Source organism: Pseudosulfitobacter koreensis (assembly GCF_024733015.1).
Lineage (GTDB): Bacteria > Pseudomonadota > Alphaproteobacteria > Rhodobacterales > Rhodobacteraceae > Pseudosulfitobacter > Pseudosulfitobacter koreensis.
In genome coordinates this window covers 225,065-245,297 of record NZ_JANKJG010000002.1, presented here as the reverse complement: position 1 = coordinate 245,297, position 20,233 = coordinate 225,065, and the positions used below count along the sequence as shown (strand labels likewise).

The 20,233-nt window shown below is 64.5% G+C and carries 19 protein-coding genes; 11 read left to right on the top strand and 8 right to left on the bottom strand.

The window, feature by feature from the left end:
* Positions 1 to 51 precede the first annotated feature (51 nt).
* The 3 genes from NTA49_RS04285 to acs form a co-directional block, all read right to left on the bottom strand.
* Complete coding sequence (locus NTA49_RS04285; protein WP_258293421.1) at positions 52 to 555, bottom strand: flavin reductase family protein; 504 nt, start codon at positions 553 to 555, stop codon at positions 52 to 54.
* Positions 556 to 665: 110 nt separating this feature from the next.
* Entirely contained in the window at positions 666 to 1,364 is a 699-nt protein-coding gene (locus tag NTA49_RS04280) for an adenylate kinase (protein ID WP_258293420.1), read from the bottom strand.
* A 5-nt stretch (positions 1,365 to 1,369) separates the two neighbouring features.
* Positions 1,370 to 3,313, bottom strand: a complete 1,944-nt coding sequence (gene acs / locus NTA49_RS04275) for an acetate--CoA ligase (RefSeq protein ID WP_258293419.1) — start codon at positions 3,311 to 3,313, stop codon at positions 1,370 to 1,372.
* 481 nt (positions 3,314 to 3,794) lie between these two features.
* On the opposite strand from acs, the gene NTA49_RS04270 reads away from it, so the two are divergent.
* The 5 genes from NTA49_RS04270 (at position 3,795) to dusA (ending at position 9,288) form a co-directional block, all read left to right on the top strand.
* Positions 3,795 to 4,814, top strand: coding sequence for a C4-dicarboxylate TRAP transporter substrate-binding protein (locus NTA49_RS04270; RefSeq protein ID WP_258293418.1), 1,020 nt, complete (start codon positions 3,795 to 3,797; stop codon positions 4,812 to 4,814).
* Between the two features lie 154 nt (positions 4,815 to 4,968).
* Entirely contained in the window at positions 4,969 to 5,595 is a 627-nt protein-coding gene (locus tag NTA49_RS04265) for a TRAP transporter small permease subunit (RefSeq protein WP_258293417.1), read from the top strand.
* On the top strand, positions 5,595 to 6,995 hold the full coding sequence (locus NTA49_RS04260; RefSeq protein WP_258293416.1) for a TRAP transporter large permease: 1,401 nt from the start codon (positions 5,595 to 5,597) through the stop codon (positions 6,993 to 6,995). Before NTA49_RS04265 ends, NTA49_RS04260 begins: the two co-directional genes overlap by 1 nt.
* Before the next feature lie 39 nt (positions 6,996 to 7,034).
* Positions 7,035 to 8,156 (top strand): CaiB/BaiF CoA transferase family protein, encoded by a 1,122-nt coding sequence (locus NTA49_RS04255; protein WP_258293415.1) that lies wholly within the window; start codon positions 7,035 to 7,037, stop codon positions 8,154 to 8,156.
* 97 nt (positions 8,157 to 8,253) lie between these two features.
* On the top strand, positions 8,254 to 9,288 hold the full coding sequence (gene dusA, locus NTA49_RS04250; RefSeq protein WP_261368124.1) for a tRNA dihydrouridine(20/20a) synthase DusA: 1,035 nt from the start codon (positions 8,254 to 8,256) through the stop codon (positions 9,286 to 9,288).
* Positions 9,289 to 9,291: 3 nt separating this feature from the next.
* Here dusA and NTA49_RS04245 read toward each other — a convergent pair whose 3' ends face one another.
* A complete protein-coding gene (locus NTA49_RS04245; protein ID WP_258293414.1) occupies positions 9,292 to 10,467 on the bottom strand; it encodes a multidrug effflux MFS transporter in 1,176 nt (391 codons plus the stop codon).
* Positions 10,468 to 10,628: 161 nt separating this feature from the next.
* Between NTA49_RS04245 and NTA49_RS04240 the strand changes: the two genes are divergently transcribed.
* Positions 10,629 to 11,450 (top strand): sulfite exporter TauE/SafE family protein, encoded by an 822-nt coding sequence (locus NTA49_RS04240; protein WP_258293413.1) that lies wholly within the window; start codon positions 10,629 to 10,631, stop codon positions 11,448 to 11,450.
* Between the two features lie 36 nt (positions 11,451 to 11,486).
* Here the strand turns inward: NTA49_RS04240 and NTA49_RS04235 are convergent, their stop codons facing one another.
* The 4 genes from NTA49_RS04235 to ccmI form a co-directional block, all read right to left on the bottom strand.
* Positions 11,487 to 11,906: a PACE efflux transporter gene (locus tag NTA49_RS04235; RefSeq protein WP_258293412.1), complete on the bottom strand. Its 420-nt coding sequence runs from the start codon at positions 11,904 to 11,906 to the stop codon at positions 11,487 to 11,489.
* Positions 11,907 to 12,037: 131 nt separating this feature from the next.
* Positions 12,038 to 12,268 carry a DUF1289 domain-containing protein gene (locus tag NTA49_RS04230; protein ID WP_258293411.1) on the bottom strand — a complete coding sequence of 77 codons (231 nt, stop codon included), beginning with the start codon at positions 12,266 to 12,268 and terminating at the stop codon, positions 12,038 to 12,040.
* A 12-nt stretch (positions 12,269 to 12,280) separates the two neighbouring features.
* Entirely contained in the window at positions 12,281 to 12,757 is a 477-nt protein-coding gene (ruvX, locus tag NTA49_RS04225) for a Holliday junction resolvase RuvX (RefSeq protein WP_258293410.1), read from the bottom strand.
* Entirely contained in the window at positions 12,754 to 13,983 is a 1,230-nt protein-coding gene (ccmI, locus tag NTA49_RS04220) for a c-type cytochrome biogenesis protein CcmI (protein ID WP_258293409.1), read from the bottom strand. Before ccmI ends, ruvX begins: the two co-directional genes overlap by 4 nt.
* 213 nt (positions 13,984 to 14,196) lie before the next feature.
* On the opposite strand from ccmI, the gene NTA49_RS04215 reads away from it, so the two are divergent.
* The 5 genes from NTA49_RS04215 to NTA49_RS04195 all read left to right on the top strand — a co-directional run bounded on the left by NTA49_RS04215 (position 14,197) and on the right by NTA49_RS04195 (position 20,007).
* On the top strand, positions 14,197 to 15,441 hold the full coding sequence (locus tag NTA49_RS04215) for a sarcosine oxidase subunit beta family protein (protein WP_258293408.1): 1,245 nt from the start codon (positions 14,197 to 14,199) through the stop codon (positions 15,439 to 15,441).
* Positions 15,442 to 15,556: 115 nt separating this feature from the next.
* The gene (locus tag NTA49_RS04210) at positions 15,557 to 15,895 is read left to right on the top strand and encodes a hypothetical protein (RefSeq protein ID WP_258293407.1); all 339 of its coding nucleotides are present in this window, start codon (positions 15,557 to 15,559) and stop codon (positions 15,893 to 15,895) included.
* Between the two features lie 126 nt (positions 15,896 to 16,021).
* Positions 16,022 to 16,351, top strand: coding sequence for a sarcosine oxidase subunit delta (locus tag NTA49_RS04205; RefSeq protein ID WP_258293406.1), 330 nt, complete (start codon positions 16,022 to 16,024; stop codon positions 16,349 to 16,351).
* 73 nt (positions 16,352 to 16,424) lie between these two features.
* Positions 16,425 to 19,445 carry a sarcosine oxidase subunit alpha family protein gene (locus tag NTA49_RS04200; RefSeq protein WP_258293405.1) on the top strand — a complete coding sequence of 1,007 codons (3,021 nt, stop codon included), beginning with the start codon at positions 16,425 to 16,427 and terminating at the stop codon, positions 19,443 to 19,445.
* On the top strand, positions 19,438 to 20,007 hold the full coding sequence (locus tag NTA49_RS04195; protein WP_258293404.1) for a sarcosine oxidase subunit gamma: 570 nt from the start codon (positions 19,438 to 19,440) through the stop codon (positions 20,005 to 20,007). Before NTA49_RS04200 ends, NTA49_RS04195 begins: the two co-directional genes overlap by 8 nt.
* Positions 20,008 to 20,233: the final 226 nt, after the last annotated feature.

Here is a 20,233-nt window from a genome sequence, read left to right as displayed (position 1 = left end):
ACAGCAAATGGCGCGGGAAACCGCGCCATTTCGCGTTTCAGAATGTGCGGGTCAAAATGCCTTGAAGCGCCCGTAAAGCCCCTGGTCAAAGGCAAGGCCTGCCCCTTCGCCCAGTGCCACCTGCGTGACGCGGCCCACGATGATGCTGTGATCGCCCGCCGGGTGGGCGGCATAGTGGGTGCAATCGAACCGTGCCAGGCAGTCGCGCAACAGCGGCACGCCGTGCGCGTCGGTCTCATGCGGGTACACGTCAAAGCCATCGCCCTTGGTCGCGAAATGCAGCGCCATATCCGCCTGTTTGTCGGTCAGCACGTGGATGCTGTAGTGCGCGGCCTTGGCAAAGGCGTCATGGCGGCGCGACGCGTTGGCCAGCGACCAAAGCACCAGCGCAGGGTTCAGCGAGACCGACGAAAACGAATTGGCGGTGAACCCCAGCGGCCCTATCTCGGACCGTGTGGTGATAACGGTCACGCCGGTACCAAAGCGGCCAAAGGCGTGGCGCAAGGCCACGTCGGTGTCGGGGCCGGGGGCGAATATCTGATCGTTTGCGCTCATTCTTGAACGGGTGCCATGTTCCGCCGGTGGTGTCCATATCCGAACGGGCGATGATCGCGCGGCCAAAGCCCGCTGCCGCACCGACAGCGGGGCACTTTCATGGGGTGCGCTCAGCCTTTGGTGGCTTTCGACACCGCGCGGCTGACGGTCGTGGCGATCTCGTCGATCGGGCCCATCGCGTCGATCCGTTGCAGCGCGCCGCGTTTCTCGTAGTAGGTGATCAGCGGTGCGGTCTGCCTGTGATAGGCCGCCAGCCGTTCGGCCACGGTTTCGGCATTGTCGTCGGCGCGCCGCTTCATGTTGCTGGCGCCACAGACGTCGCAGACCCCCTCGACCTGGGGCTGTTTGAAGCTGTCGTGATAGCCCTCGCCGCAGGCCGCACAGGCATAGCGCCCCGCGATGCGGTGCACCATCGCCTCGTCGTCAACCTCGAGGCTGATGGCCGCGTCGATTTGCTGGCCGCTTTCTGCCAGCAAGTCGTCCAGCGCCTCGGCCTGCACCGTGGTGCGCGGGAACCCGTCGAGGATTACGCCCTTGGCGGTGTCGGGGGCGGCCAGTCGGTCGCGCAGGATGGCGATGACGATGTCGTCACTGACCAGACCGCCCGATTTCATCACCTTGTCGGCGGCCTTGCCGGCTTCCGACCCTTCGGCCACGGCGGCGCGCAGCAGATCGCCGGTGCTCAGCTGCACCAGCCCATAGCGCTTTTGCAGCATGCGCGCCTGCGTGCCCTTGCCCGCCCCCGGAGGGCCCAGCAGGATCAGCACGGGAGGGGCCAGCGTGGCCCCGTCGGTCTTGGTCTCGGTCATCGGTCTCAACCCTTGTTCATGCGGTTGGCGATCAGGTCATCGACAACGGACGGATCGGCCAGCGTCGAGATATCACCCAGAGCGCCGTAATCATCCTCGGCGATCTTGCGCAGGATGCGGCGCATGATCTTGCCCGAGCGTGTCTTGGGCAGGCCCGGTGCCCACTGGATCAGATCCGGCGAGGCGATGGGCCCGATCTCGGTGCGGACCCAGGTGCGCAGCTCCTTGCGCAACTCTTCCGATGGCTCATCGCCGCTCATCAGCGTGACGTAGCAATAGATGCCTTGTCCCTTGATATCATGCGGATATCCCACGACCGCAGCTTCCGCGACCTTGGGGTGGGCGACCAGCGCGCTTTCGACCTCGGCGGTGCCCATGCGGTGCCCCGAGACGTTGATCACGTCGTCGACCCGGCCCGTGATCCAGTAATCGCCGTCTGCGTCGCGCCGGCAGCCGTCACCGGTGAAATAGTAGCCCTTGAAGTCGCTGAAATAGGTCTGCTCGAACCGCTCGTGATCGCCCCAGACGGTGCGCATCTGGCCGGGCCAGCTGTCGCGGATGCACAGGACGCCCTCGACGCCGTTGCCTTCGACGACCGATCCGTCGGTGGGGTCCAGCACGACGGGCTCAATGCCGAAGAACGGCTTTTGCGCCGCACCCGGCTTGGTCGCGTGCGCGCCGGGCAGGGGGGTCATCAGGTGGCCGCCGGTTTCGGTCTGCCACCAGGTGTCGACGATGGGGCAGCGCCCGCCGCCGACCACGTCGTTGTACCAGTTCCACGCCTCGGGGTTGATCGGCTCGCCCACGGTGCCCAGCAGCTTGAGGCTGCTCAGGTCGGCCTTCTTCACGAAGTCGTCGCCTTGGCCCATCAGCGCGCGGATCGCGGTGGGCGCGGTGTAGAACTGCGCCACTTTGTGCTTTTCGCAGATCTGCCAAAAGCGGCTGGCGTCGGGATAGGTCGGCACCCCTTCGAACATCAGCGTTGTGGCGCCGTTGGCCAGCGGGCCATAGACGATATAGCTGTGGCCCGTGACCCAGCCCACGTCGGCGGTGCACCAATACACATCCTTGTCGTGGTAGTCGAAGGTGATCTGATGCGTCATCGCCGCATAGACCAGATAACCACCTGTGGTGTGGACCACGCCCTTGGGCTGGCCGGTCGAGCCTGAGGTATAGAGAATGAACAGCGGGTCTTCGGCGTTGACTTCCGCAGGCGGGCAGTCGTCCGAGGCGGTCGCGGCCAGCGCGTTATAGTCGTGATCGCGGTCGCTCCACGGCACATCCGCGCCCGTGCGCCGGACCACCAGGGCCTGAACGCTGTCGTCGCAATGGGCCAATGCCTTGTCGGCGTTGGTCTTCAGCGGCGTGTTGCGCCCGCCGCGCGGGGCCTCGTCGGCAGTGATCACCACCTTGGCGCCGCAGCCGTTCACGCGCGCTGACAGGGCGTCGGGGGAGAAACCGGCGAAGACGATGGAATGAATGGCTCCGATCCGCGCGCAGGCCAGCATGGCATAGGCGGCCTCGGGGATCATCGGCATGTAGATGACGACTCGGTCGCCTTTTTCGACGCCCAGACCTTTCAGGACGTTGGCCATCTTGCTGGTGGCCTTGTGCAGGTCGCGGTAGCTGATGTGCAGCGCCTCGTCGTCCGGGCTGTCGGGTTCCCAGATTATCGCGGTCTGGTCGCCACGCGCGGCCAGATGCCGGTCGATGCAATTGGCGGCGACGTTCAGGGTGCCGTCGTCGAACCATTTGATCGACACGTTGCCGAACTCATAGGAGACATCCTTGACCCGAGTGTAGGGTTTGATCCAGTCGATACGCTTGCCGTGATCGCCCCAGAACTTCGTCGGATCGGCGATGGATGCGGCATACATCTTGTCATAGTCGGCTTCGGTGACATGCGCGTTTGCCGCCATATCGGCCGGCGGGGCGTAGGTTTTCGACATCGGTGGCTTCCTCCCTTGCGGTCTTGAACGATCAAGGGAAGGGGGCGGTCACGTCGATACGCGCCCTGCTGGTCCATCCTCCCTGATGTGATCGTGATCATACCGTGAAGTGAAAAGAAGGGAATAACTTACGGTAATATAACGCTTTCGCTGTAAATGTTTTTCCGGTGCCGTTAACATCTTGTAAATCTGAGCGGGCCAATCGGCATTTTTCCCCTGTTTTCGGGCGATTGCCTGTCAAACGCGCATGGCAGGGCGCGACCGGGTTGCGTGCCAACCGACAACACGGGACCGCCGGGGTGCCCGCGATCACCGTGCCCGATGGCCGCACCTGCCGCCAAAAGCCAGAATCACGCAAGATTATGTCGCATGCCCCTGTTGCGAAAAAGGTTGAGGGGTCACTGGGTCTTGGCAAAAGGGGCAATCGCGGGTTAGCCTGTCCTCAAGCGTGTCATCTTAGACGCGCATAAGGGAGAGTATCATGAACAAATTTACGCTGGGCGCCGTTGCAGGCGCGCTGACATGCACCTTTGCACTCGAGGCTGCCGCGACCGAATGGAACGTAAGTGTCTGGGGCAAACGCCGCGCATTTACCGAACACGTCGAAAAGCTGGCCGAACTGGTGTCGGAAAAGACAGACGGCGAATTCACCATGAACATCAGCTACGGTGGTCTGTCCAAGAACCGCGAAAACCTTGACGGCATCAGCATCGGTGCGTTCGAGATGGCGCAGTTCTGCGCGGGCTATCACCCCGACAAGAACCGCGTGATCACCGTGCTGGAACTGCCGTTCCTGGGCGTCGAGAACCTGCAGCAAGAGGTTGCGGTGTCGAATGCGGTCTATGCCCACCCCGCCGCCGTCGATGAAATGGCGCAGTGGAATGCCAAGCTGCTGATGACCTCGCCCATGCCGCAGTACAACATCGTCGGCACCGGCACGCCCCGTGACGAGCTGGCCGAATTCGACGGCATGCGCGTGCGTGCAACGGGCGGCATCGGCGAAGCGTTCGAACTGGTCGGTGCTGTGCCTACCTCCGTGACCTCGGCTGAAGCCTATCAGGCGATGGAATCAGGTGTCGTCGACACCGTGGCCTTTGCCCAGCACGCGCACCTCAGCTTCGGTACGATCAACCAGGCCGACTGGTGGACCGCCAACCTGAACCCCGGCACGGTGAACTGCCCTATCGTGGTGAACATTGACGCCTACGAATCCCTGTCGGATTCCGAGCGTGAAGCGCTGGACAGCTCGGTGCCCGAGGCAATTGACCACTACCTTGCCAACTATGGCGAGTTGCTCAAGCGCTGGGATGAGGTTCTGGCAGAGAAAGAGGTCGAGAAGGTGATGCTGAGCGAAGACGCAATCGCCGCATTCCGCGAGACCGCAGCCGGTCCGATCCGCAGCGCGTGGATCGCGGACATGGAAAGCCAGGGCCTGCCGGGTCAGGAGCTTTACGATCTGGTCGAGCAGACGCTGGCCGACGCCAAGGCCTCGGGCAGCTAAGCCGATCAGAGGGCCGCGCCAAGGGCAGCGGCCCCCGACCGAAACCGTCAAGCCACCGCAGCGCGTCTTGCGGTGGCTTTTCAGCCTTCGGGCCAGACAGCGTCGCAATCGGGACTGAACACCGCAGACGTGGATACCAACAAGGGGGATAGACATGGCAGGAACGTCATCGGTTCTGGAAGACAACAGTGTGCTCAGCAGGCTGGACCGGGCTTTGGTGCCCGTCGAATGGTTCTTTGCGCTGATCAGCGGCATCGCGGTGTTTTCGCTGATGTTCCTGGCCGTGTGGTCGGTGATGGGGCGCAAGTTTTTCGGCAGCCCGCTGATGGGCTATGTCGATTATATCGAAGCTGCAATGCCGCTGATCGCGATCATGGGCGTGTCCTATGTGCAGCGCACCGGCGGGCACATCCGCATGGACATGCTGGTGGGCGCGCTTTCGGGCCGGGCCAAGTGGCTGTTCGAGCTGATCTCGATTCTGCTGATCCTTGTGCTGATCATCGCGCTGATCTGGGGCAGCTGGGCCCACTTCGACCGCTCGTTCGATTGCGCGCGTCCCCTGTGCAGCCGTGACAGTTCCATCGACATCGGCATTCCGATCTGGCCCAGCAAGCTGATCGTGCCGATGGCGTTTTCGGTGCTGGCCCTGCGGCTGGTGCTGCAGGCCTGGGGGTACGCCCGCGCGCTGGTGCTGGGGCTGGAAAACCCGGTGGCGGTGCCGCTGATCCTGACCGTGGCCGAGCAGGCCAAGATTGAAGCCGACGCGCTGGGAGACGACTGATGGACCCGATTACAATTGGCCTGTGGACCACCGCAGGCATGCTGGTGATGGTCGTTCTGGGCATGCGCGTGGCCTTCGCCGCAGGTCTGGCGGGCTTCGCCGGGCTGTTCTGGCTGCGTTGGAACGGTTTCGACTACGATCCTGCCCGCATCGGCAAGGCGCTGGAAATCAGCGTCAAGATCGCAGGGCAGGTGCCCCATTCCAAGGTGTCGTCGCAGGCGCTCAGCCTGATCCCGACATTCATTCTGATCGGCTATCTGGCCTTCTACGCGCGGCTGACCACGGCCTTGTTCGAGGCCGCGAAACGCTGGGTCGCATGGGTGCCGGGAGGCTTGGCCGTCTCGACCGTCTTTGCCACCGCAGGCTTTGCCGCCGTATCGGGCGCGTCGGTCGCCACGGCTGCGGTCTTTGCCCGCATCGCCATCCCCGAGATGCTGAAAGTCGGATATAACAAGCAGTTCGCCGCAGGTGTCGTCGCCGCTGGCGGCACGCTTGCCTCGCTGATCCCGCCCTCGGCGATTCTGGTGATCTATGCGATCATCGTGGAACAGGACGTGGGCAAGCTGCTGCTGGCGGGCTTTGTGCCCGGTGCATTCTCGGCCGTGGTCTATGCCATGCTGATCATCGGCATCGCGGTGGTGTTCAAGAACGTCGGCCCGCCCGTGACCGGCTTCACCTGGCGCGAACGCTTTGCGGCGCTGCCACCCGCGCTGCCCATTGTGGCCGTGGTCGTGATCATCATCTTCTTCGTCTACAACCCCTTTGGCGATGCCTGGGGCACCCCGACCGAAGGCGGTGCCGTGGGCGCGTTCATCGTGTTCCTGATGGCGCTCTATCGCGGCATGCGGCTGAGCCAGCTGAAAGAGGCGTTGATCGAGACTGCCAAGCTGACGGTGATGATCTTCACCATCATCTGGGGCGTGCTGATCTATGTGCGTTTCCTGGGCTTTGCCGAACTGCCTTCGGCGTTTTCCGACTGGATCACCTCGTTGGAGATGGCGCCGATGCTGATCCTGATCTGCATCCTGCTGGCCTATGCGGTTTTGGGCATGTTCATGGACGCGATCGGGATGCTGCTGTTGACGCTGCCGGTGGTCTATCCTGCCGTGATGGCGCTGAACGGGGGCGAAATGGTCTCGGCTGCCGACAGCGCGTTCGGCATGTCGGGTCCGATGTGCGCGATCTGGTTCGGCATCCTGGTGGTGAAGATGGCCGAGTTCTGCCTGATCACGCCGCCCATCGGCCTTAATTGCTTCGTGGTGGCGGGTGTGCGCGATGATCTGACCGTGCAGGACGTGTTCAAGGGTGTCACACCCTTCTTCATGGCGGATGCGGTGACCATCGCGCTGCTGGTGGCCTTCCCCGGCATCGTGCTATGGCTGCCGTCACTGGCGGGCTGACTGGAAACGCCCCCGCCAAACCATTGATGGAGCACGGATATGTCTGACCCAACCGGCCCGCTGACAGGCGTGCGCATCGTCGAGATGACGGGCATTGGCCCCGTGCCCTATGCCGCGATGCTGTTGGCGGACATGGGGGCCGACATCATCCGCATCGACCGGCCCGGCGGCTATCCGGCGCTGGACCCCGATCTGGATTTCAGCGCGATGGACGCGGCGTCGGTTTTCTACCGCTCGCGCCCGGTGGTGCAGGTCGATCTGAAATCGGACGCAGGCCGCGCGGCAGTGCGCGGTCTGATCGACAAGGCGGATGCCGTGATCGAAGGCTATCGCCCCGGCGCGATGGAGGCGCTGGGTCTGGGCCCGCAGGACTGTCTGACGCGCAACCCCAAGCTTGCATTTGTGCGTGTGACCGGCTGGGGGCAGGACGGTCCGATGGCGCGGCAAGCGGGTCACGATCTGAACTATATCGCCAAATCCGGCGCGCTGTCGCTGTTTGGCCGGGATGGCAAACCGCCCGTGGGTTTGCCGCCGCTGGTCGGCGATATGGCCAGCGGCGCACTGATGGCGGTGATCGGGCTGTTGTCGGCGGTGCTTTGCGCGCGCGCAGGCGGGCGGGGGCAGGTGGTCGATGCCAACATCGTCGACGGCTCAGCCAGCCTCTATACGCTGCTGACGGCACTTTCGGCGATGGGCGCGCACAACGCGGGCGCGGGCGGCAACGTGCTGGATGGCGGGCGCTATTACTATCGCACCTACGCTTGCGCCGAGGGCGGTGCGGTGGCCGTGGGCGCAATCGAGCCTGCCTTTCGCCGCATCCTGCTTGAACGGTTGAACCTCGCCGATGATCCGCTGTTCCAGAACGACGATCCCAAAGACGAGGCCGCCCGCGTGGCCCGCTTCAGCCAGATTTTCGCAAGCCAACCCAAAGAGCATTGGGACCAGCTCTTTGACGGCACGGACGGCTGCGTGACCGCCATACTGACCCCCGACGAGGCCCGTCGTGATCCAGGCCTCGCCGCGCGCGAAACTTTCGTTCAGATCGACGAGGTCTGGCAATCGAACGTCACGCCACGCTTCTCCGAAACACCCGGCAGCATCCAGCGCACCGCCCGCGAAGCAAGCCGCGATGATCCGGGTGCCCTCAGCCGCTGGGACTGACCGGCCGCATCGCCAATCCCTGCGACAAATGGTGCGAAAGGTTGCACTCGGGACGCAAACCGGGGCAAAGGGGCTGGCGACTCAGGAAACCGGACAGATGACCCAGTTGGATAACCCGTCACCCCCCCGCAAATCAGACGTGGCCCGCGCCGCGCGCCTGTCCGTGGCACCGATGATGGATTGGACCGACCGCCATTGCCGCTACCTGCACCGGCTGCTGTCGCGCAACACGTTGCTCTATACCGAGATGGTCACCTCGCCCGCGCTTGTGCGCGGGGGCGCGCTGCATTTGCTGGACCACCATCCCGACGAACACCCCGTGGCGCTGCAACTGGGCGGGTCCGATCCTGCAGAGTTGGCGCAGGCGGCGCGGATCGGGGCGGCGGCGGGCTATGACGAGATCAACCTGAACGTCGGCTGCCCTTCGGACCGCGTGCAGTCGGGCACGTTCGGGGCGGTGCTGATGCGCCAGCCCGCGTTGGTTGCCGACTGCGTCCGTGCGATGCAGGAGGCGGTCGACGTCGAGGTGACGGTGAAATGCCGCATCGGCGTGGACGAGCAGAACCCGCAGGAGGTGCTGCCAGAGTTCCTGTCGCGCATGGTCGGTGCCGGTGTCGAACGGGTGTCGATCCACGCGCGTAAGGCTTGGTTGCAAGGGCTCAGCCCCAAGGAAAACCGGGATATTCCGCCGCTCGACTACGATCTGGTCCGACAGATGAAGGGGCTGTTTCCCAATCTGCACATCTCGGTCAACGGCGGGATTACCACGCTGGATCAGGCGGTTGCGTTCCTTGAGGGCGGTCTTGACGGTGTGATGGTGGGCCGCGCAGCTTACCACCAGCCTGCCGATATCCTCTGCGCGGCGGATCGGCGGATATTTGGCGCCGAGAACGACACCACCGCCGAGGGGGCCGTCGCTGCCATGCTGCCTTATATCGAGGCGCATCTGTCGCAGGGCGGGCGTCTGCACCAGGTCACGCGACACATGCTGGGGCTGTTTGCGGGGCGTCCCGGCGCGCGCGGCTGGCGGCGCGCGCTGTCCGAAGGGGCGCACCGGCCCGACGCGGGGCCAGCGCTGGTCGAACAGGCGCTGACCCACATCACCGACGGCCCCGAGACGCAGAGCGCCTGAGGCTTACGCAAGCACCCGGCGCGGCAGGGTAAAGAGCGTAAAGCCCATCGCTGCCACGCCGCAGATCGCGATCGCCGCCAGCATTGGCAGCACGGTCCCGTCAAAGAACGGCCCCGTCGCCGCGATCATCAGCCCGCCCGCCATCATCTGCAACGTGCCCCCCAGCGACGAGGCAAGCCCCGCGCGTTCGCCGTGGGCATCGAGCGCCAGCACCATCGTGGTCGGGATCACCACGCCCAGACAGGCGTTGGCGCAGAACAGGCCGACAATCACCACCGGCAAGGTCTCGAAGCCTGCCGCCACGACCAGCAACAATAGCAGCACGCAGATGGTAAAGCCGGTCACACCGATCCGCACCAGCGGGCGCATCCCCAGACGCTCACCCAGAGGGGCCGCCATCTGCGAGGACGAGAAAAAGCCGATGGCATTGACCGCGAAGGCCAGCGAGAACTGCGTCGGCGTCAGGCCGAACTCCTGCACATAGACAAAGGGGGCCGAGGCGATGAAGACGAAAAAGCTGGCCATGCCAAAGCCGCCAATGAGGGTGAGCCCCATGAAGCCCCGGTCGCGGAACAGGATACCTGCGTTGTGCAGCAGCGATTTCACCCGCACCGGGGTGCGTTTCTCGGGCGGCAGGGTCTCGCCCAGGGTCAGGCCCATGACCAGCGCCGCCAGCAGGGCAGCACCTGCCAGCACCGCAAAGACCGTGCGCCAAGACCCCAGCGCGATCACGAAACTGCCCGCCAGCGGCGCCAGCATCGGCGAGACCGACATTACCAGCATGATCATCGCCATCAGGCGTGTGGCTTCGTTGCCAGTGTGCAGGTCGCGCACGATGGCGCGCGGCATCACCATCAGGGCGGCACCGCCCAAGCCTTGAACGGCACGCCATCCGGCCAGCGCCTCGACCGATCCGGCCAGTGTCGCGCCGACCGAGCCGACAAAGAAAACGCCCAGACCCATGAAGACCGGCAGGCGGCGCCCCGTCTGGTCCGACAGCGGACCATAGACCAGCTGCGCCACGCCCAGGGCGAGGAAATACGAGGTCAGCGTCATCTGCACCGCAGGCTCGTCCACGCCGAACTCGGCTGCGATGTTGGGCATCGCGGGCAGATACATATCAATAGCAAAGGGGCCGATCATGACCAGCAGTCCAAGGACCAATGCGATGCGCAACATGGGGTTCTCCGTTCCTGAAAAAGGGGTGCGGCGGCCTTGCTGCGTCGCGGCACCGGCTTACGCCTGCACATTCCGAATGCCAAGCGGGGCTTTCACCTTGTGACTGCGCGCCACCTGCGGTCTAGATGTGCGCGAACACACAGAGACCAAGGAATTACCACATGCCGGACACAATGCTTTTGTTGCAGATGCTGATCATGCTGATGATCATCGGAGCCTTTGCGGGCGTTCTGGCGGGTCTTCTGGGTGTGGGCGGCGGCATCGTTCTGGTGCCTGCGTTTTTCTATGCGTTTCAGACGCTTGGCTATGACGGGCCGCAGTTGATGCAGATGTGTCTGGCGACGTCGCTGGCGACCATCATCGTGACCTCGGTGCGCTCGGTGCTGAGCCACAACAAGAAGGGCGCGGTCGACTGGACCATCCTGCGCGGCTGGGCGCCGGGCATCGTGATCGGCGCGGTCCTGGGCATGTTGCTGGTGGCGCAACTGCGCTCGGGCACCCTGCAGCTGATCTTCGGCGTGCTGGCGCTGATCGTGGGTCTTTACATGGGCTTCGGCCGGTCGCACTGGCGGCTGGGGCAGGCGATGCCCAAAGGTCCGCGCCGCTGGGTCCTGTCGCCGCTGGTCGGCTTCATGTCAGTGCTGATGGGCATCGGCGGGGGCAGCTTCGGCGTGCCGCTGATGAGCCTTTACAACACACCGATCCACCGCGCGGTGGCGACGGCGGCAGGCTTTGGCGTGCTGATCGCGGTGCCCTCGGTGATCGGGTTCCTGCTGGTTGACATGACGATGCCTGTGCCGCCGCTGACCATCGGCGCGGTCAATCTGGTGGCCTTCGGCATCATCATCGCGATGACGCTGATCACGGCCCCTTGGGGCGTGAAGCTGGCGCATGCGATGGACCCCCAGCCGCTGAAACGGGTGTTCGCGGTGTTCCTGGTGCTGGTCGCGCTCAACATGCTGCGCCGCGCGATGGGGTACTGACGGGCAGGGAGGCCTGCACAGGTCAGGCCTCCCCGTTCAAGCGTCATCCGGCAGCTTGAAGATCCGGTCATAGGCCCAGTTGAACACGAAGGCGTAGAGCAGGTAGAACACCACGATGGCCAGATCCATCACCAGCGCCTGCCACAGCCCGATGCCCAGGTAGAGCGCTATCATCGGAAGCGTCACCGCAAGCAGGCCAAGCTCGAACATCAGCGCATGCACGATCCGCAAGGCGAGGGTCTTGTGCACGGTGCCCCGCCAGCGTTTCAGGGCACGGTCGAACAGCAGGTTGTAGACATAGTTCCACAGCGTCGCCAGCGTGGCGACGGCGATGGCAATGACACCGATATGCCGCGCGTCCATGCCAAAGCCCACGGCCCCCAGTGGCACGACCAGCAGGATGCCGATGATTTCAAAGCTGATCGCGTGACGCAGGCGGTCCGGGGTGGTGCGCATGATCTTCTCCCTCCAATCGCCGGGCCGTCCCGGATGTTGGCCACCTTGCTGAATGAAAGGCGGGAGGTCGTCCTCGCGACGTGGTATCTAGCTGGGTTGCATAGGTGCTGCAAGTCCGGCGGGGCGCGCTGCTAGCGCTTCAGCCGCGCGGCACGTCCACCGCGACGGCCCTTGGGGGCCACCTCGCGCCCCGGCAGTTCCGCCATGATCGCCGCGCGCTCTTCGCTGCTCATCCGCGACCAGCGCCCGATCTCGTCGATGGACCGCGCGCAACCGGTGCACAGGCGTGTTTCGGGGTGGACCACGCAGATCCGCACGCAGGGGCTTTCGATCTCGTTTCGGGTCCAGAGCGGGTCGGTCATTGCGGTCTATCCTCAGCCTTGGGCGCGCAACACGCGCAGACGATCCAGCAGTCCCTGCAGGATATAGGCTGCCGCCACGTGGTCGATCACCTCGGAGCGACGCTTGCGTGTCGTATCCGCCTCAAGCAGCGCGCGTTCGGCGGCAACGGTCGACAGCCGTTCGTCCCAGAAGGTTACAGGGCCATCCCACAGCTTGGTGAAATTGCGGGCAAAGGCGCGGGTCGACTGACAGCGCGGTCCTTCCGAGCCGTCCATGTTGCGCGGCAGGCCCAGCACGATGCCGCCCACGGTGCGGTGCGCGATGATCTCCTGCAGGCGGGCGGCATCCAGCCCGAACTTTTTCCGCCGCACGGTTTCCAGCGGTGTCGCCACCGACAGGAACGTGTCCGAGACTGCGACGCCGATTGTCTTGTCGCCCAGGTCCAGCCCGATCAGCGACCGCATCGGGGGCAGGGCGGCCAGAAATTCCGTGGCGTCGTCAAAGATCATTCCAGCACTGCCTGTTCTGCGGCACGGCTCAGGACGTCCAGTGCGGTGGGATCATCGTTGAAGGTTGCGCGGGCATTGTCCAGCACCGCGCGCGCATCGTCCTGCCGGCCCAGCACCGCCAGCGCGGTGATCAGCTGCGCCCAGTCCGACACGGGGCCGCCCTCGGCTCCCAGACGGTCCGACAGCGACGCGACCATGCCTTCGATCATCTGCATCCGCTCTTGCGGCGACATGCCTGCGGCATTTTCGATGTCCTGCTGGCTGGGGCCGCGCGGCGCGTCGGGCTGCGGCATGCTGTAGTTGTTCACGCCCGCCAGTTCCGCCAGCTCCGGCATGCGGGCACGGATTGGCGCCATCCACGGCGCGCCTTCGGGGCCTGCGCGCAGCAACCCGTCCCAGATGCGAAAGCCCAGGTCGGGGCGTCCAGTCTGGATCAGCATCTCGCCCCAGTAGAACCGCGCCGACGGGTCGGTGTCGTCGATGTTCAGCGCTCGGCGCAGCGCATCCTCCGCCTGCGGCGAGACATAGCCGCCTGCCGCAAAGATCAGCAATTCGGCCTGCGTGGTCAGATCGGCCACCCCTGCGGCGTCGCCCTTAAGCCGCAGCACGACCTCCTGTGCGGCGGCAGCCTTGGCAAAGTTGCCCAATCGCGCCTCGGTCTGGGCCAGCAGCACGTGACCTTGCAAATCGTCGGGCCGCTGCGCCACGGCGGCGCGCAGCTGGTCGATCAGGGCGGCGTATTCGGAATTCGCATCCTCGCTCGTACCCGGCCCCGGCTGCGCCGCCTCGGCCTGTGCCTGGGTGGGCCGGTCGGCGCGGCGCTCTGCGGCCATCTCGATGCGTGTCTCCAGCGCCAGATCGCCATAGCCCAACGCGCCAAGCTGCCAGTAGAGCACACCACTGCCCGCCAGCAGCGCCACGGTCAGCACGGCGGCCAACACCACGCCACCGCGTCCGCCGCCCCGCAGGGCGGGGGCGCGCGCGTCAGCATCGGCGGTCAGGATGCGGCGCGAGACTTCCGTGCGCACACGGGCTGCATCCTCGGGGGCGATGGTGCCGCGTGCCAGGTCGCGCTCGACCTCGGCCAGCTGGTCGCGGTAGACCTGCACGTCGTAAGATGCAGCCGACCGTGCCTGCATACGACCCGCCCGCAATGCCGCCGCCAGCAGTGCGGACACCACCAAAACCAGTGCTGCCGCGATGATCCCGAAACCCCAGATGTCCATATCAGCCTGTTCTCCTGTGAGTGCGGGTGTATCCAAGCTGCCCCGCCAGAAAAAGGGGCAAAAGGCCGCGCCTGTCCGACACTTGCCCCCAATTGCGGTGCGTGTCGCAAATCTGATAAAAAGTGCCGCGGCGGTTATCCTGTTACACTGCACTCTCCACCAATACAGGGACCAGTCGACTGCCCATCCCGAATCCTGTCAGGACCCGTGCCCATGAAACGTTATTCTGCCTTTGCCATCGCCCGCGAGGCCGCCCGGCACCACACCGGATGGGACCGCGCCTGGCGCGATGCGCAGCCCAAGAAGAAATACGACGTCATCATCGTCGGGGCGGGCGGCCACGGGCTTGCGACGGCGTTTTACCTGGGCAAGAATTTCGGCATCACCAACGTCGCGATCCTGGAAAAGGGTTGGCTGGGCGGCGGCAACACCGGACGCAACACCACCATCATCCGCTCGAACTATCTGCAGGACCCATCGGCCGCGATTTACGAGAAATCGCGCAGCCTCTACGAGACGATGAGCCAGGACCTGAACTACAACGTCATGTTCAGCCCGCGCGGCGTCATCATGCTGGCCCAGACCCAGCACGAGGTGCGTGGCTATCTGCGCACCGCCCACGCCAATGCGTTGCAGGGCGTGAAGACCGAATTCATCGGCCCCGCGCGGGTCAAGGAACTGGTGCCGATCATCAACATCGACGGGCCGCGCTATCCCGTGCTGGGCGGCCTCTATCAGGCGCGCGGCGGCACCGCGCGTCACGATGCGGTGGCCTGGGGCTATGCGCGGGCCTGTTCTGACATGGGCATGGACGTGATCCAGCGCTGCGAAGTGACCGGCGTGCGCACCGAGGGCGGCAAGGTTACGGGCGTCGATACCTCGCGCGGGCCCATCGACTGCGACAAGCTGGGCGGCGTGGTCGCGGGCCACTCGGGTCATTTGTGCGACATGGCGGGCTTTCGGCTGCCCATCGAATCTGTCGCGCTGCAGGCGCTGGTCTCCGAGCCGATCAAACCCTGCATGGACGTGGTGGTCATGGCCAACACCGTCCACGGTTACATGTCCCAGTCGGACAAGGGCGAGATGGTCATCGGCGGCGGCACCGACGGCTACAACAACTACACCCAGCGTGGTAGCTTCCACCACATCGAGGAAACCGTGCGCGCGCTGGTCGAGACCTTCCCGATGGTTTCGCGCCTCAAGATGCTGCGCCAGTGGGGCGGGATCGTCGACGTGACCGGCGACCGCTCGCCGATCCTGTCCAAAACCCCCGTCGAGGGCATGTTCATCAACTGCGGCTGGGGCACCGGCGGGTTCAAGGCGATCCCCGGCTCGGGCTGGGCGATGGCCGAACTGATGGCCAAGGGACATTCGCCGCTGACGGACGAGTTTTCCATGCACCGCTTCCGCGAGGGCAAGTTCATCGACGAAAGCGTCGCAGCCGGGGTGGCGCATTGATGCTGCCCGTCATCTTCCCTGTGGCGACTTCCCGCCAGCGCGCCACGGTGCGCCGGAACCGCGCTGCCGTGCGCGACGTTCCCCTTGCAATCTTCAACATGCAAGGAGCCTTCTCATGGCCGACCCCAGAGCTACACGCACAACAGCAAACGACCCCGCCCGCACACCCACGCCAGCCGCACGCAAACGCGGCGGCAGCGGCATCGCCTTCATCGTCGGCGGTCTTGTCGTCGTTGTCGCCATCCTCGCCTTCGTGCTTTACGGCGGTGACGTCGATCCCGTCGGCACTGCCGGTGATCCCAACGACATCAACGTCACCGTCGACGGCGTGGGCGATGCTGCCGAAGACGCAGGCACGGCAATCGAAGGCGCTGCCGAAAGCACCGGCCAAGCCGTCGAAGGTGCTGCCGAAAGCATCGGGAACGCAGCCGAGAACACTCTCGACAACAACTGATATCGCCACCGGCGACATCATTCCGATAGACATCACCAAGGGCGTGCGCAGCTTTGCGTGCGCCTTTGGCATGTCTGCAGGCACCGCTCCCCAATATCACCCCGCACATCACAACGAGGCCCGCCCATGCTGATCCTGACCTGCCCCTGTTGCGGTGTGACCGGTGAAGAGACCGAATTTCACGCAGGCGGCGAAGCGCACCTGAAACGCTTCGGCCCCGGCTCCTCCGAGGATCAGTTCGAAGAATACCTCTTCATGCGCGAAAACCCCAAGGGCGTGCACTTTGAACGCTGGCGGCATGTCAACGGCTGCGGCAAGTGGTTTCACGCCGCGCGCAACACCATGACGCTGGAAGTCTACGGCACCTATTCCGCGCAGACCCACACGCCGCCGCAGGACCTGCGCGACAGGATCTCCGAGAAAGTCCCCGGCTGGTCCTGGAGAGAATTCCAGTGACCGTGCTTCATCTTGCCCTGAAAACTCCCGCCGGAGGCTCCGCCTCCTTCCGCCCGCGCAAAGGTCCGAACACATGAGCACACGTCTTGCCACAGGTGGCCGCCTGCTGAACAAATCCCGCGCCCTGACCTTTACCTTCAATGGCAAATCCATGAAGGGCTTTGAGGGCGACACGCTGGCTTCGGCATTGCTGGCCAACGACCAGATGCTGGTCGGACGCAGTTTCAAATACCACCGTCCCCGCGGCATCGTCGCGAGCGGTGCGGAAGAGCCGAACGGGCTGGTGAACCTCGGGCAGGGGGGGCGGTTCGAGCCGAACCAGCGCGTCACCACGACCGAGCTTTTCGACGGGCTGACCGCCAAGAGCCAGAACCACTGGCCCAGCCTCGATTTCGACGTCGGCGCGCTGAACTCCAAGATGTCGCGCTTCATGCCTGCGGGATTCTACTACAAGACGTTCATGTATCCGCGCCCCTTGTGGAAGCACGTCTACGAGCCGTTCATCCGCAAGGCCGCAGGTCTGGGTGCCGCGCCCAAGGACCGTGATGACGATACTTACGAGCATTTCTATGCGTTCTGCGATGTCTTGGTGATCGGCGGCGGTGTCGCCGGACTGCAGGCGGCCAAGGCTGCCGCCGACACCGGTGCGCGGGTGATGCTGATCGAACAGACGGCCCATTGGGGCGGACGTGCGCCCGTGGACGGCGGCGAGGTTGCTGGCAAGTCTGTGGATAACTTCGTGGATGAAACCGTTGCGGCCCTCGAGGCGATGGAAAACGTCACCCTGCGCCGTCGCATGATGGGCGCGGGCGTTTACGACCACGGCTATGTTCTGGGCTATGAGCGGCTGACCGACCACGCGCCCGACGCTGTCGGCCCGCGTCACCGCCTGTGGCGTATCCGTGCCGCGCAGATCGTGACCGCGACGGGTGCCATCGAACGCCCGCTCAGCTTTGCCGGAAACGACATTCCGGGCGTCATGCTGGCCTCGGCGGTCCGCGATTACGTGACTGATTTTGGTGTGTCGCCGGGCGACCGCACCGTCGTCGTGACCAACAACGATAACGCTTACCTTACGGCAATTGCACTGAAAAATGCGGGCCTCGACGTGCCCGCGATCCTTGATGCGCGGGTGCTTCCCACCGACAGCGCGCTGATGGCGCAGGCCAAGTCACTGGGCATCCGCGTGCTCATGGGCCACGGCGTGTCCAAGGTGCAGGGCGGCAAGCGCGTAACCGGTGTCGCAATCTGCTCGCAGGCGGGCGAAGGGTCGGTTCTGGAAGAGATCGCCTGCGACGTGGTCGCCATGTCGGGCGGCTGGTCACCGGTCGTGCACCTGTGGTCGCATTGCGGCGGTAAGCTGGTCTGGGACGCGGGTCAGGCCGCGTTCAAGCCTGATGTGGACAAAGCGCCGACAGGTGCGGACGGCAAGCCCTTCGTGACGGCTGCGGGCACGGCAAGCGGTGCCTTGCTGCTGGGCGATGTGCTGGCGGACGCCGATGCCGCAGGCAAGGCGGCAGCGACTGCTGCGGGTCACGCACCGGCGAAAGGCGCCGCACAGGCCCCCGACGCCAGCCACGCGCCCGAGGCCCCGATGGCCCCCGTCTGGCTGATGCCGCAAGGGGCCGGGATCGCGCTGCGCAACAAGGCGTGGCTGGATTATCAGAACGACGTCAAGGTCAGCGACGTGCAACTGGCCGCCCAGGAGGGCTTTCAGTCGGTCGAGCACGCCAAGCGCTATACCACGCTGGGCATGGCGACGGATCAGGGCAAGCTGAGCAATATCAACGGTCTGGCGATCCTGTCGGACAGTCTGAACCAGCCGATCCCGCAGACCGGCACCACCACCTTCCGCCCGCCCTATACGCCCATCTCGATGGGCTCCATCGGCGGCGAGGCGCGTGGCGACGTGTTCCAGCCCGTGCGCCGCACGCCGATGCACGCCTGGCACGCCGAGAACGGTGCCGAATGGGAACCCGTCGGCCAGTGGCGCCGCCCCTATGCCTATGTGCGCAGCGGCGAAAGCAGCCATGATGCGGTGATGCGCGAGACCAAGAACGCGCGCGACAACCTGGGCCTTCTGGATGCCAGCACGCTGGGCAAGATCATCGTGCGCGGGCCGGACGCGGGCAAGTTTCTCGACATGATGTACACCAACATGATGTCGACGCTGAAGCCCGGCAAATGCCGCTATGGCCTGATGTGCGACGAAAACGGCTTTTTGATCGACGACGGTGTTGTGGCCCGCATCGACGATGACACCTGGCTCTGCCACACCACCACCGGCGGCGCCGAGCGTATCCATAGCCACATGGAAGAATGGCTGCAGACCGAATGGTGGACCTGGCAGGTCTATGTGGCCAACGTCACCGAGCAATATGCGCAGATCGCTGTGGTCGGCCCCAAGGCCCGCAAGGCGCTTGAACATCTGGGCGGCATGGATGTCAGCGCCGAGACCATGGGCTTCATGGACTGGGCCGACGGCACGCTGGGCGGCTTTGACGTGCGCGTCTTCCGCATCTCTTTCTCGGGCGAGCTGAGCTATGAGATCGCGGTGAAAGCCTCGCAGGGGCAGGCGCTGTGGGATGCGCTGATGGCTGTGGGTGCCGATCTGGGCGTGATGCCCTATGGCACCGAATGTCTGCACATCCTGCGCGCCGAAAAGGGCTTTATCATGATCGGCGATGAAAGCGACGGCACGATCATCCCGCAGGACCTGGGGCTGCACTGGGCCATCTCGAAGAAGAAAGAGGACTTTATCGGCAAGCGCGGCCAGGAACGCAGCCACATGGTCGATCCGACCCGCTGGCAGCTTGTGGGTCTGGAAACCGTCGACAAATCGACGCTGCCTGACGGTGCCTATGCCGTGGCCGAGGGCACCAATGCCAACGGCCAGCGCGCGACCGAAGGGCGCGTAACCTCGACCTATCATTCGCCCAACCTCGACCGGGGGATCGCCATGGGTCTGGTGCTGAACGGCCCCGACCGCATGGGCGAGGTTCTGACCTTCCCCGGCACCGATGGCAAAGCGTACAAGGCCAAGATCGTCAGCCCCGTATTCTATGACCCCGAAGGGGAGAAGCCGAATGTCTAAGTTTGTCAGTGCATTGAACAACGAAGCTTATGCAGGCGGCATCGCCGATGTGCGCGAGATCGGCTTGCAGGGGATGATCACCCTGCGCGGCGATCTGAGCAGTGCGGCGGTGAAATCCGCAGCCACGTCCGTCGCCAGCCTGTCCATGCCCGAGGCCGGTCAGGCCAGCACCGACGGCCAGCACGGCCTGTGCTGGATGAGCCCGGATGAGCTGTTGGTGCTTTGCCCGCATGATGCGGTTGCTGCGAACCTTGAGAAGATGGGCCAGAGCCTTGGTGATGCGCATGCGCTCTATGTCGATGTCTCCGACGCTCGTGCGGTGTTCGAACTCAGCGGGCCCCATGCGCGCGAGGTGCTGGCCAAACTGGTGCCAGTCGATCTGTCGCCCGCAGCTTTCACCAGCGGCATGTTCCGCCGCTCGCGCATGGCGCAGATCCCTGCGGCCTTCTGGCTGCATGCGCCGGACACCTTCCGCATCGTGACCTTCCGCAGCAACGCGCAATATGCGTTCGATCTGTTGAAAGTCGCGGCGCAGCCGGGGTCGGAAGTGGGCTATTTCTAGGACTGGGCGACGCCAGTTGAAGTGGCTGAAAACGATATATATCAAAGGCTTGGCGCGCGTTCTTCACGCACGCGCCAGGCCGTTCAGGCTCCCGCGAGGGATGAGTTAACGCTTTTCCGCGCGGTTTGGATGCCTGACAACCTGCATTTTATTGGAACATTTTTGCGTCTCGGGCCTTGTTATTGCAGACGCTGGCGCTTTCTGTCAGTCAGAGGACATTCAATAT